Annotated in this window: 11 protein-coding genes; 3 read left to right on the forward strand and 8 right to left on the reverse strand. The window is 56.8% G+C overall.

Translation table 11 applies throughout. The features are described from left to right. The 4 genes from Q0X47_RS03440 to pheA all read right to left on the reverse strand — a co-directional run. Positions 1-967, reverse strand: a 967-nt coding sequence (locus tag Q0X47_RS03440; protein WP_297722937.1) for an AGE family epimerase/isomerase, incomplete at its 3' end; no start/stop codon positions are given. Positions 968-1,141: 174 nt separating this feature from the next. Further along, positions 1,142-2,011, reverse strand: coding sequence for an HAD family hydrolase (locus tag Q0X47_RS03445; RefSeq protein ID WP_297722939.1), 870 nt, complete (start codon positions 2,009-2,011; stop codon positions 1,142-1,144). Positions 2,012-2,058: 47 nt separating this feature from the next. Further along, positions 2,059-3,348: a serine--tRNA ligase gene (serS, locus tag Q0X47_RS03450; protein ID WP_297722941.1), complete on the reverse strand. Its 1,290-nt coding sequence runs from the start codon at positions 3,346-3,348 to the stop codon at positions 2,059-2,061. Positions 3,349-3,405: 57 nt separating this feature from the next. Next, positions 3,406-4,416: a prephenate dehydratase gene (gene pheA, locus Q0X47_RS03455; RefSeq protein WP_297722943.1), complete on the reverse strand. Its 1,011-nt coding sequence runs from the start codon at positions 4,414-4,416 to the stop codon at positions 3,406-3,408. A 57-nt stretch (positions 4,417-4,473) separates the two neighbouring features. Between pheA and Q0X47_RS03460 the strand changes: the two genes are divergently transcribed. Together Q0X47_RS03460 and Q0X47_RS03465 are read left to right on the forward strand one after the other, a co-directional pair. Then, positions 4,474-5,088, forward strand: a complete 615-nt coding sequence (locus Q0X47_RS03460; RefSeq protein ID WP_297722945.1) for a hypothetical protein — start codon at positions 4,474-4,476, stop codon at positions 5,086-5,088. A 68-nt stretch (positions 5,089-5,156) separates the two neighbouring features. After that, on the forward strand, positions 5,157-7,223 hold the full coding sequence (locus tag Q0X47_RS03465; protein ID WP_297722947.1) for a hypothetical protein: 2,067 nt from the start codon (positions 5,157-5,159) through the stop codon (positions 7,221-7,223). 15 nt (positions 7,224-7,238) lie between these two features. Here Q0X47_RS03465 and Q0X47_RS03470 read toward each other — a convergent pair whose 3' ends face one another. Continuing rightward, positions 7,239-7,988 (reverse strand): glycosyltransferase family 2 protein, encoded by a 750-nt coding sequence (locus Q0X47_RS03470; RefSeq protein WP_297723099.1) that lies wholly within the window; start codon positions 7,986-7,988, stop codon positions 7,239-7,241. Positions 7,989-8,177: 189 nt separating this feature from the next. On the opposite strand from Q0X47_RS03470, the gene pgm reads away from it, so the two are divergent. After that, complete coding sequence (gene pgm, locus Q0X47_RS03475) at positions 8,178-9,842, forward strand: phosphoglucomutase (alpha-D-glucose-1,6-bisphosphate-dependent) (protein ID WP_297722949.1); 1,665 nt, start codon at positions 8,178-8,180, stop codon at positions 9,840-9,842. 21 nt (positions 9,843-9,863) lie between these two features. On the opposite strand, the gene Q0X47_RS03480 is transcribed toward pgm, so the two are convergent. From Q0X47_RS03480 to Q0X47_RS03490, 3 genes are all read right to left on the reverse strand, one after another. After that, the gene (locus Q0X47_RS03480) at positions 9,864-10,592 is read right to left on the reverse strand and encodes an HNH endonuclease family protein (protein ID WP_297722951.1); all 729 of its coding nucleotides are present in this window, start codon (positions 10,590-10,592) and stop codon (positions 9,864-9,866) included. Then, positions 10,589-11,452, reverse strand: a complete 864-nt coding sequence (locus tag Q0X47_RS03485) for a trimeric intracellular cation channel family protein (protein WP_297722953.1) — start codon at positions 11,450-11,452, stop codon at positions 10,589-10,591. Before Q0X47_RS03485 ends, Q0X47_RS03480 begins: the two co-directional genes overlap by 4 nt. Before the next feature lie 132 nt (positions 11,453-11,584). Then, the gene (locus tag Q0X47_RS03490) at positions 11,585-12,835 is read right to left on the reverse strand and encodes a VIT1/CCC1 family protein (RefSeq protein ID WP_297722955.1); all 1,251 of its coding nucleotides are present in this window, start codon (positions 12,833-12,835) and stop codon (positions 11,585-11,587) included. Between the last annotated feature and the right edge of the window lies 1 nt (position 12,836).

The following is a 12,836-nucleotide window of genomic DNA, read 5'->3' on the forward strand; positions in this document are numbered from 1 at the left end:
TCAATGGTTTACCTTGATAGTCCACGGTAAAGAAAATACCGCTGTGGCCGTCTTTGCACCATGAATCCGCGGCTGTTCGATCAAAAATCTCTCGTGCCACCTGCAAATAATCTTTCGGGGGTTCGAGACCATTGTTTTGTAAAGCGGCAGCTACTTGGATAATCTTCCGTGACCAGCCAAAATTGTGTCCGACATTGATTCCATAGGGTCGGCGTGGGTCAGCTGGGGTGCCGACATTGTAGTTTCGGTCCAGGTTCCAATTCCCATCGAAGTGTTCCGGAACTCGCCAATTGTTGTTTCTGGCTTGTTCCATGGCAAAAGAAACAATCCGCGCGGCTCGTTCAATCCACTTTTTGTCTTGAGTAGCATCAGCTACGGTCAAGAAAGCTGACACGGCGTGCAGGTTTGAGCTCATGCCGTGATAGCTTTCCATCTCTGAAAAATCCCGTTCGAAGTTTTCGTTTACACGACCAACTTCTTCATCCCAAAAGTATTTCTCTTCGACATCAATAGCTTGTTCAAGAAGTTCTTTAGCGCTGTTGACAGGGGTTAACGAGGCCGCGGCAGCTGCTTCTAACAGATAGGACATGGTTCGTGAGGTTTTCCGGCTCCCCTCCATACCCGCAGGAATACCGGGCGTGTTTGCTAATTTTTGGCGTTCTTGAATCGGCTCTATCAAAGAAAACCAGCCGTCATAATCAGAATCTTTGAATGCATTCCTGATGGCTTGGACTCCGTGTTCACATCGTCGCAAAGAACCGGGGATTCCCAATAACGATGCTATGGCGTAAATGTAAGTTGAGCGAGCCGTCAAATCCAGCGCCACAGGTTTTGCCGCATCAACACTCCCATCGCTGCGAATGTATCCAAAACCGCCATGAATATAAGCATGCTGTCCGTACTCCAGCACCGTTTGCATGTGATTGCCGAGCCAGCGAACATGTTCTGTGGAATCGAATCTTGGCATTATCGCCCCCTCCTTACGAGCCTCCGATACAAAAATTTTACCCGCTGATTCCTAAGTTTTTTCGATTTCAGTTGAATTAACAACACTTATGAAATTAGTGCAGAGAGTAAGATTTCAGTTCGGCTGGCAGGATTTTGCCGGGAGCCTCTCCCCGAGGGAGGCAGCTCGGATACCTTAAAGTCCCATTACCTGGGTGAGAGCTTCCAAGACTGCACCCGAGCCCTGCTGCGTGTCCGGCAGGGTAGTGGCGTCAGCGGCTGCTTTTACTTCGGGTCGGGCATTTCCCATGGCGACCCCGTAGCCGGCAGTCCGCAGCAGGGGAATATCGTTACCGCCGTCTCCGATGGCAATAGTGTGACCCAGGTCAACCCCCAAATTCTCACAAACAGTGGCAAGCCCGTGCCCTTTTGAGGTTCCCGGTGGATTGATATCCAGCCAGGAACGCCACCCGATGGCGTGTTCCACTCCGGTAAAATCTATGCGTTTGACCGCGCGATGAAATTCCTCGTTATTCAACTGGGGTTCGCGAATGACCACTCGGGAAACCGGAGTCGCCAAGAGTATATCGAGGTCTTGAACCTCCAGAGTTTCGCGTAGTTCTCCGGGCGGGAAGGGCTTGGAAACCCGAAAACCGAGGGGATTGTCCTCCACCCCAATGCAGGCTTCGGGAAGCACCTGCAACACGCGAGCCACAATTGGGCGGGGGTCGAAAGTGTATTGATTCGTCAGGGTGTAACCGCCGGCTTGAGTAAAATGGCCGACCAGGGAGCCGTTGGCGCTGGCAATCCAGGCACTTTCCAATTCCAGCCCTTTCACCACCGGCAGGGTAGCCGGGACGGAACGTCCCGTGGTGATGCAGATATGCACCCCACCGATGCGGAGGCGGTCGGCGTATTCCTTTACGGCGGGATAAATCTGCTGTTCAGGGGTGACTATGGTGCCGTCAATGTCCAGGGAGACTAACACATCACGAGGATTTTCGGGCAAGCCCATCAGACCCAGCGCAATGGCGTGGCGCTTGACTTGTTCGGTGTACTCGCCCAACAAAACCTCCGGTATTGGGTTAATATCGTGCTAAAAAGCTATTCAAGTTATTTACCTGGTTGACTAACTGGTTCCAGAACTTCCAACCCGCCCAGATAGGGACGCAAACCGGCGGGGACCCGCACTGAGCCGTCGGCCTGCTGGTGGTTTTCTAAAATAGCCACAATCCAGCGCGTAGTTCCTAACGTCCCGTTCAAAGTGGCGCAGACCTGCGGTTTTCCTTCCACATCGCGGTAGCGAATTCCCAGGCGTCTCGCCTGGAAAGTCGTGCAGTTGGATGTGGACGTTACTTCCATAAACCGCTTCTGGGTAGGCAGCCAGGCTTCGCAATCAAACTTTTGCGCCGCGCTGGAACCGAGATCTCCGGCCGCGGTATTGATGACTCGATAGGGTAGTTCCACCTTGGCGAGCATTTCGCGTTCCATATTGAGCAGCTTTTGATGCTCCGCCAGCGCATCTTCAGGTTTGCAATAGGAAAACATCTCGACCTTGTGGAACTGGTGGACGCGAATAATGCCGCGCGTATCCTTACCGTAGGAACCCGCTTCGCGCCTAAAACAAGCCGACCAGCCGGTATAACGCTTGGGGCCGGCGGAAAGGTCAATGATTTCTCCCGTGTGATAGCCAGCCAAAGCAACTTCCGAAGTTCCGGTGAGGTACAAATCATCTGCCGGTAGATAGTAAATCTCGTCCGAGTGCTCGCCCAGGAATCCCGTCCCGCTCATCGTCTCAGGTGACACCATGCACGGCGTAATCATCGGGGTGAACCCGTGAGCCATAGCGGTGTCAAAGGCAGCGTTGAGGATGGCGAGTTCGAGGCGGGCACCCACGCCCTTCAAATAATAGAACCGCGCCCCCGAAACTTTGGCGCCCCGGTCAGTGTCTATGGCGTCCAAACCGATACCCAGGTCGAGATGATCCTTGGGAGTGAAGCCTTCCACCGCAAAGTCGCGAATCGGCACGCCCTCCTGACCCAGTACCTCGTAATCGTCTTCGCCGCCGGAAGGAACTCCCTCCAAAATCAGGTTTTCCAGCACCATCGCGGCCTGCTTGGCTTCCTCGGCGGCCTGATTAGACGTAGCTTCTAAAGCCTTAACTTTTTCGCTCAGCTCCTTGGCTTTCTCCAGCAGGGCGGGGCGTTCCTCCTTCGAGGCACTGCCGATGGTCTTTGAAAAGGCCTTTTGTTCGGCTCGCGCGGTTTCAAAAGCGGTCAGGGTCGCCCGGCGACGTTCATCGGCGGCTAAGGCCTGGTCTACAGTTGCGGGGTCGTTACCACGAGCCACCTGAGAGGCCCGCATCGGTTCCGGATTGTCTTTCATCGCACGCAAATCAATCATGTATAAAGCATAACCGTTTTGCGCGGCGTCTTTGGATAACGCGTCTCCCCGGCAACCTCACACCGCGCGACCGGAGACGACCTGTTCTATCCAGGCTTGTGCCGTAGCGAAATCCATATTCGCCGTCCCCCGTACAATCTGGGTGCGCATCCGATCCGCCCGCGGGTAGGAGCCTAAAAACCGCACTTCGGGGCAGGTTCGGTGCAGCCCCATCAACGCATCTTTGACACGTTCTTCAAAAATATGACCCTCGATATCAATGGAAAAGGCGTAGCGGTCAAAATGCCCTCCGACCGGCCGTGATTCGATGCGCGAAAGGTTTACTCCCCGTGCCGAAAACTGTTCCAGCATGGTCAGCAGGGCGCCGGATTCATTATCCGGTAACGTCACCTGAACTGTGGTTTTGTCCGCGCCGGTGGGGGGAGGAATAGCTCCGGGAGGGGAAACCAGCACAAATCGGGTTTGGGCACTGTCATCATCGGCAATCCCCTCCGCGAGAGTTTTTCCGCCATAGGCCGAAGCGGATACTGCGGAGCAAAGAGCCGCGTCATAGCCGCACGAGTCGTCCTCCACCAGCAGTTTTGCAGCCGCGGCCGTGGAAGTGGTCGGGATATGAGTCACCTCACCGATATGCTGTTCCACCCAACAGCGAGTTTGCGCCCAGGCGTGCGGATGCGTGCCGATTCTTTTGATGTGACTCAACTCAAGCCCGGAATCTGCCCGTACCATCAACGCAAAGGCAATCGGTACTAAAACTTCATCCACAATCGTCAGGGGCTGGCCGTGAGCTAAAGTGTCCAAAGTAGCGTTGACGCCTCCTTCAACGGAGTTCTCAATAGGCACGACAGCGCGATCGGCCTCGCCGGTACGAACCAGATGCAGGGCAGATTCGACGCCGACCGCGGGAATCAAGGTGGCGTCACGGGGCGTGATTTCATGGGTCGCTTGCTCGCTAAAAGTCCCGAAAGGTCCCAGGAAGGAAACCCGCAGAGGACCTCTCACCTCCGGTCCGGGAAGTAATGTTCCAGTCGAAATCAATGATGCTGGATTGTTTGATACGGTGTTCATAGATGGTACTCCTCAAAATAATTATCGCGAAGCAGCGCAATTTCCACAAAAATCGGTATGATTTTAACCATGCAGACAAAAGTCAAGCCCGCTACTATGCCTCCGCGCCCGACGTCGGGGCGGACGGGCAACGGTACGCGTAAACCGATTAAGCGTTCTTATAAGCCGCTTCCTACTACGCGTTACCTGGTTGCTGGTTTGACCGCGATTATTGTCAGCATGGGCCTCATCGCCGGAGCGATGAGCTCAACCAATACTTTTGACACCAAACCCTGGGATCCTTCCCAAGAAATGCACTGGGATCCGTTCGAGCATCACGAGATTGCCGGTGTGGATGTGGGCTCTCTCAGTGAGGCGGGGCGCCGTACTTCTGAGGCGATTAAACCTAAGACAGGTGCAACTCCCACAGAAACTAATACGCAGACGAAGACTGAGAAAACTCCCGAGGCGACGGTCAATGAGTCTCCGGCCTCAGGGCAAGCCAATCCAGAGCCTTCCTCGGCCAATGAGACGAATTCTTCGACTGTCGTCAAGACTTTTGAAGTTCCTGGTGCGCCCCAAGAGCCGACCGCTTCAGAAGCTCCCGCCGGGGCGCCTCCCGTAGCAATGGGTCCTACCTCTAAGAGCTCACCAGTTGACTCGGTTCACGAGGTCGCGGTCCCAAAAGCATAGCCACCGGAGCGTCTTCATCGGTCTCTAGTTTGGGTGGTACCTCCGGTCCGGTCAGCATGGCTGCCCAAGTGAGCCGCACGCCGCTGCTAGTTTTGTTGGGCGCGCAATGGCGCTGGGATGATGATTCACTGGCCGACCCGGATTTACGAGGACTCCTGGACAGTTCCACCCGTGCAAATTCCGTGGTGCGCACCAAAGCGAACACCACTGTTCCGGCTGCCGGTTTTCGGGCGCTGGCGACGGGAAACCGTATGGGCTCAAGTGAAAAAGGCTGGAGCCTCGGTCGGGCGGTGCTGGATTCCGGTACGCGCTTGCGCCTGTTTGGTGATGGAGCGGCGGCCGGTCTGGGTTTCATGCACCCTGACGCGCCCGGCACCAAACTTCCCGATTCTCTGAGCTTTTCGCCGGCTTCTAGCTACCGGGGCGCCAGTCCGGAAGTTTTTGCTGACCTGCTCAGCCAGGTCATGACTCCCGGAGCGGTCGTCGTGGTCGATATGAGGGTGTTTCCCCGCCACCTGCAGCCCCAAATTATTCGCGCCGCCTGGCAGCGCGGCGATGATTCGGGTTGGAATACCATTGTTGCCTCAATAGCTGATGATAAACCCGCGATAAATCAAGAATCTGACGTTTACCTAATTGACAAATCTGCGCCTCAAAAAGCCATCGTTCCGCAGGGAAATCCCAGGCTGCAGGTTTTTGCGGCGCGCGGCCCCCAGTTTGGCAATGGGGGCGCTACCTCGGCTTCCACCCACCGACCGGGGTGGGTGCAAACCGCCGACCTAACCGCCACCATCTTGGACTATGTCGGAGCTCAGAAACCAGCGTGGGTGCAAGGCTCAACCATCACTACGGGAAATGTGGTCACAGTGGAGTCTCTCGCGTCGGCAGCGCGCCGGGCCGCGATGATTCGCAATGTCCAGGTTTGGTTCCTTCCCGGCTTGGGGGTGGGGCTGGCTTTGTTGTTGATTGTGGCAGTATGGACACTGAATCGCCGCACTCACCTACGGCTGAATGAAGACTGGGAACAGCCCCGGGCGCTGCTGGGATTTTGGCGAATGGTCGCAACCTTCGCCGCCCTCATTCCGGCCATGGCGTACTTCATGAACTTGGTGCCGTGGTGGGAACTCGGTCCGTCCGATACGGACGTGGCTGCCGTCAGCTACCTGTGGCTGGGTTGCCAGCTCCCGGTCATCCTCAGCGCCCTAGCGGCGATTGTCTGGAGCGCTTTAGGCTTGAATTCCCTCCTCGGACCGCTCTTCATAATAAGCATATCGTCGCTGATAGTAGGGGTTCTTGACCCCTTAATTGGTTCCCCTATGGTACTGGATTCCATCATGGGTCTGCAATCAACAGTTGGAGGGCGTTTCTTCGGTATCGACAATGTCATGTTCGCGGTACTCGCCACCGGGGCGCTCACCTTGGCTACGGTGGCCTACGGACTGGTAGAGGAACGTAAACAACCGAATGTCTCAGAAAAGTCCCTGATGGTAGTGCTGGTAGTGCTAGCTGGCGCGGTGATTATTCTGGACTCAGCCCCCAGTCTGGGGGCAGATTTCGGCGGCACGATGGCTCTGGTTCCCGGCTTTGCCATCCTGTTCTTAAAATTCAACCGAAAACCTCTAACAATCCTATCATCTGCGATGATAGCCTTATTGACCGTAGTTGTAGCAGCCATATTTGCTTATTTGGATTGGTTGCGGCCTGCCGAGGAACGCACTCATTTGGGCAACTTTATGGATACGCTCGCCCAGGGTCGAGTGTTACCGGTACTGATTAACAAATCGACGATGGTTTGGAACGCCGGCTGGCCGGCGTGGCTCATTATTAGTGTCATTCTGGCTATCCTGCTGGCACTGGCGATTATTCTGGCTCCGCTGTTCGCCAATATGCGCAACCCCTACCGGCGTGACTACGGCTGGCTGTGGGGCAGTATCGGCGCCAAACTAAAACCCGAAGGAATCACCTGGAATCACGCGGAAAAAGCCTTATTTACGGCTTGGTGTACCACTATGGTGGTGGGAATGCTACTCAATGATTCTGGAATCCTGCTGGGCATGGCAGGAGCCGCGGTCATGTTCCCAGCCATCTTGGCACAGGGATGTCACAAATTCCTGACAGACCAGCCCCAGCGCTAACCGCTCAACGCAACGTTATTTCAGGCAGTAAACCTCGCCGGGCTGTTGTTTACTAGCCGCGGCAAGGCGCAGCCGAAGCGGAGCCCGTACATGGCGCACAAAGCGTGTTGCTGCGGCCAGGAATACATCTCTAAATTGGCTTAGACGGTGACGATACCCCGCCATATCGTTGCCGGTAGCCCGGTGGGTCAGGTCGCAGGGAACTTCCTGCACCGAGTACCCCTTAACCAGCAGGTCGATAGTCATGCCGGTTTCCACACCCCACTTGTGCGCCAAAGGCTGACAATCGAAAAACGCTTCCGCACTGAGGCAACGTTGACCGGACAGGGGCTGGAGGGGTTCCCACCCGGTCGCCCAGCGAATCGCTCGACGCGACAGACGTGTCACAAAACCGTGACCGCCGGCACCGGCTTGGCGGGGCAGCGCGGCTATGGCACAGTCCGTGCGCCCCTGCATTACAGCCTCGACCAGAGGGAAAGTCTGGGCCGCGGAATCTCCCAAGTCCGCGTCCAGAAACAGGATGAGACGGCGAGGCCCGTCTTCGGGGTCGCGCATGGCCGCGACTTTTGCTCCGGTTTCCATCGCGCTGGCCTTACCGCGGTTGACGGAATGACGCACCACCACAGCACCGGCACTGCGCGCGGCTTCTCCCGTATTGTCGGTGGAACCATCATCAATCACCACGAACAAATCCGCTCGGGGCAACGCCTTGCAGGCACGAATAGTCGCCCCAATCGAATCGGCTTCATCCTTAGCAGGGATGATGACCGCGACTTTCTGGTTCGGATCGGGAACGGCTGCGGCGGGGTTCTTGCTGTTTTCCTGGTCAGTTTCTGGCACGTGTGCAATTTTAAAGCCCCATTGGGCCAAATGCGAGCTTTCGACGCCAAAAGTTTCCGGGTTTCGCCCTCTAAACGTCCGCCCCGGAACAGAAATTGGTGAAACAATGAGACTATGCATGAACGAGCTGGACAACTTGCCAAACCGGAAGACCTCATCAACGTTGATGAAGTCATCAGCGCTTACTATGACCTGGAACCCGACGTGAACGAGCCTGCACATGCAGTTTCGTTCGGCACTTCGGGCCATCGCGGATCATCTCTGGACCGCGCCTTTAACGAGGCTCACATCGTAGCCACCACGGCCGCGATTGTGGAATACCGTCAGTCGCAAGGATACGACGGGCCTCTGTTTATTGGTCGCGATACGCACGCCCTGTCCGAACCGGCGTGGCGTACCGCTCTGGAAGTCCTCGCGGGGATGGAAGTGCGCACTCTGACTGACGCGCGTGACTCTTTCACCCCCACGCCCTCCGTATCTCACGCCATCCTCAAGGCAAATGGGGCGGGCACTCCGGGAGGCGTGCGACTGAGCGGGGCTGGACTAGCTGACGGTATCGTCGTTACTCCTTCGCACAACCCGCCTCGTGACGGCGGCTTTAAATACAACCCGCCCAGCGGGGGGCCCGCCGATTCGGACGCGACCTCCTGGATTGCTAATCGCGCCAACGAAATTTTGCGCCAAGGGTGGCGTTCCGTACCGAGGAACCCACATCCCGAGCAATCGGATTTCATCGGGAAAACAGATTTTCTACCGTCATACGTAGATTCGCTGATTGACGTAGTTGACGTTGAGGCGATTCGGTCTGCGGGAATTCGTATCGGGGCTGACCCCCTGGGCGGCGCTTCGGTAGACTACTGGGCTGCCATCGCGGAGCGTTATGGGTTGAACCTGACGGTAGTGAACGAAAAGGTCGATCCGTGCTGGTCTTTTATGACTTTGGATTGGGACGGCAAGATTCGGATGGACTGCTCCTCGCCATACGCGATGGCTTCTTTGCGTCAGGTGATGGAGGGCGGCTCGGCTCCCTACGATATTGCGACTGGAAACGATGCTGATTCGGACCGTCACGGTATCGTTACTGCCGACGGCCTGATGAATCCCAATCACTATCTGGCGGTGGCAATCGAGTACCTGTTCACCCACCGTCCGCACTGGGCACAGGGCTGTGCCGTAGGTAAAACCCTGGTGTCCTCGGCCTTAATTGACCGGGTAGTGGCCGATATGGGACGCAAACTCGTTGAGGTTCCCGTCGGTTTCAAGTATTTTGTTCCCGGGTTACTCGATGGATCCGTAGGCTTCGGCGGCGAGGAATCCGCCGGCGCATCTTTCCTGCGCAAAGACGGTACCGTGTGGACCACCGACAAGGATGGGCTGATTGCGGCTTTGTTGGCCTCCGAGATCCTTGCAGTGACCGGAAAAACTCCCAGCGCTTTGCACGAGGAACAGGTGGCCCGGTTTGGTGCCTCCGCTTACGAACGGGTGGACGCCCCCGCTACCAAGGCCGAAAAGACCAAGCTCGCGGCCTTGGCGCCCGAAGACGTTGCGGCCTCGACTCTGGGCGGGGAACCGATTGTCGACCGCCTGGTACAGGCGCCGGGCAACCACGCAGCTATCGGCGGGTTGAAAGTCACCACCAAGGACGCTTGGTTCGCCGCGCGTCCCTCCGGTACCGAAGATATTTACAAGATTTATGCCGAATCGTTTAAGGGTTCTGAGCATCTCAAGGCTATTCAGGAAGAAGCAAAACAGGTGGTGGCTCAGGCTTTGGCAAAGTAAGGCGGATTGCGCCAGGCTTGCCTAGCATTTGGCCAAGGCAGAGAGTAGCGCGGTTTTTTCCGCGGCGGTGATCGTCAGGTTCCACCGGTACTTGATGTCGATTTGCTGGCGGGCGTAGGAACAACGGAAGTTGCGGTTCGGAGGCATCCAGGCATCGGCGGAGGCGTCGGATTTCTGTTGGTTCGCCGGTCCGTCTGCCGCTAGAAGCACGCTCGGGTCGTTTGCGTAAGCCTCCCGCTGCGCTTTCGTCCAGGCCCAAGCCCCGGACTTCCACGCATTGCCCAACGCCACCACGTGGTCAATCTGGACTTTGCGTCCCGGCGCTGTCTCAAACTGCATGGTTTTACCGGTGTAGGGATCGTGAAAAATTCCCCCGGTCAGCCGGCATGGCTTGGCGCTATTTGCAAAACGCGGGGACTGAAAATCCCGAGCCAAAATGTCCGCCCTGGTATCGCAGCCGTTTCCGTCGCGGTCCAGCCACCCCGCTCCGAACATATCGCGCTGATACCCACTGGGTCCAGCATCTTGACGAACCGTCAAGGCACACAGTTGCCGCAAGGAACCGCCGACTGTCGCGCTGGCGGAACTGGCGGGGCAGTGGAGGCCAGGGGTGGGAAAATTCGCCAAGTTAGGCCCTGCTCCAGGCCATAGCGCCCACCACACCAGTGCCGCGCAGCCAATCAAGACAACGTCGCCGATACTGGCTCGGCGCCTCGGCGTTGACGCCTCGAAGTTAGAGAAACTGCTCACTTCTCAAGTGTGGTACCGGAGTCGTCGTGTCCGCTATCCTCTTCGGTTTCACCTGTGGAAAACTGGTTTTTCCACAGCTTCTTTGTCTTAGCATCTGGATAATCCCCGCGGGCGATTCGGCGTGCCCGCTGCGCTGATTTCCACTGCTGGTGAGTCATCGAAATCGTCCAGTCGTGAGTTTCGGGCAGAACCCAGCGGCGCCACGAAGCCAAGATGGTGAGAGTCGAACCGATGAGAGCCGCCGCCACCATACCTGTCAGGGGGTATCCGAGTTTATAGAAAGCGGCATCGGCGCACGCCGCGAGGATTGCCGGAATGGCATAGAGGCTGCTTCCGCCGAAAACCATCGGCACATTGCCCGCGGCGATATCGCGTACCATTCCCCCACCGATAGCGGTGACAACACCCATTAAGATAGCCGGAATCACGTCGAACCCCAAGCTCAATGCCTTTTGGGTACCTGTGCCAGCCCAAATCCCCAGCACCAGAGCATCGAATAAAATGAGGGTGCGCCGCGACCATTTGCCATCAAACTTCCATAACCCGGCGACCACCGCCCCAGCCAAAGCCATGGTCAAATAAAATTTGTCGGTCAGCGCTACAGGGGGAGCGTTGTTCAGCATGATGTCGCGAATGATGCCGCCTCCCAAAGCGGAAACGACCGCCAAAACCCCGAAACCAACCAGGTCAAAATGCTTTTGACGAGCCAGTCTGCCGCCGAGGATACCGTTGAGGAAGACGCCAGTAATGTCGAGAACCCGAAACACTTGAGGTAAAATGTCGTTGAAAGAAACAGGTGCTGCTGCCGGGATAGTTGTGGAAAACAGGCCGGCATCGAAAGAGAATATAGCACTCAGCACGTGAGCATTTTACCTGAGGCAAAGCGAAACTTTCCCCGTAAAATCCCCAGAGGGGTAAATCATGGCGGGTTAGCGAGAATCCGCGTGTTTTTGTGGCAGGACAGGACGCGCAAACCGTTGTTGCCGGGGGTTTTACAGGGAAAATGCGCCCCCGGCGGCGAGACCCAAGAGGTAAGTGACGACGGCGGCAGCTATACCGATAGCGGCTTGTCGCAAGGCTCGCAAAAACGGCGGTTTCCCGGACAGAATGCCGATGGTTCCTCCAATCATCAGCAACATCAGTCCGACCAGGACGACCGCGGCGCTAATAGCGGGGATTCCGCTGAGTCCCAGGAGGAAAGGGATTAGGGGAACGAAGGCCCCCAGGGTAAAAGCTAGGAAAGAGGACACGGCCGCCTGAGACCCGGAGCCAATCGCCTCGAGCTCTCCAGAGGGAGTGTCCTCGAAGGCTAGGGCGAACGGATTATCGGCTTGTTTTCTGGATTCTTCAGTTGACATTCTTGACGCAGAAGGGAGGGTGGTATCGCCCCCTGGCACATTTTTTTCGTCCGGTGACTCGCCCGGGCAGGAGTCCTGTGGCTGGTCGGGCGAAACCGCTTTAGACAGCGTACGTGACTGCAGTTGTGCATCAATGGCTTCCAAGGCCAAAACCGCGTGCGCGGCTGCCTCTTCAGGCTTCTCACCCCGAGCCATGAACAGGAGTTTCAGTTCATTAGCGGCGCGATCCAACATGGGCAGACGCTGTTTCACGTCAGGGTCGGGCTGTGAAGATTCCAACAGCTCGCGTTGAGACGTGATGGAAATGTATTCTCCCGCACCCATCGACAGGGCTCCGGCCACCAACCCGGTCAGTCCGGTGACCAGGACTATTGATGGCGCAACGCCGGTACCCGCAATACCCGCCACGAGAGCGAGATTGGAAACCAAACCATCGTTGACCCCGAAGACCATGGCGCGGGCACGTCCCGAGAAACGGGCGCGAGAGCGGGCTGCCAAAGCCCGCACTACCTCGGAATGCAGGTGCTCATCTGCCGCCATCTGCGGGGTGGCGTCGGCATCAACATCGTAGGTGCCGCGTTCTTCGGAGCGCTGCATCATCGCCAAGACGAAAATCGAGCCTATCTTGATTGCCAGCCCCTGCAGCAGCCGAACATACCAGGGGCTGTGTGGAGCCGGCTCGGCGTGAGTGCCGAGGTGCGCCAACCAGTAATCCTCATGACGTTTTTCGGCATCGGCCAGTTCCAACAGAATTTCGCGATTCATGCCGGAGCGTTTTTTAGCGATAGCACGGTAAATCTTGGCTTCGTCACGTTCCTCGGCGAGATAGCGCCGCCAGCGCTTAATTTGTTCCGGTGTGGGTTCGGGGAGGTTCTGTGAGTTCATC

This window comes from uncultured Mobiluncus sp. (genome assembly GCF_947254095.1).
Classification (GTDB): Bacteria; Actinomycetota; Actinomycetes; order Actinomycetales; family Actinomycetaceae; genus Mobiluncus.

Bases quoted from the DNA above. Each gene is read 5' to 3' on its own strand.
- serS (WP_297722941.1), bottom strand. From the start codon at position 3,348: ATGATTGATTTGCGTGCGATGAAAGACAATCCGGAACCGATGCGGGCC.
- pheA (WP_297722943.1), bottom strand. From the start codon at position 4,416: ATGAACACCGTATCAAACAATCCAGCATCATTGATTTCGACTGGAACA.
- Q0X47_RS03460 (WP_297722945.1), top strand. From the start codon at position 4,474: ATGATTTTAACCATGCAGACAAAAGTCAAGCCCGCTACTATGCCTCCG.
- pgm (WP_297722949.1), top strand. From the start codon at position 8,178: ATGCATGAACGAGCTGGACAACTTGCCAAACCGGAAGACCTCATCAAC.
- Q0X47_RS03490 (WP_297722955.1), bottom strand. From the start codon at position 12,835: ATGAACTCACAGAACCTCCCCGAACCCACACCGGAACAAATTAAGCGC.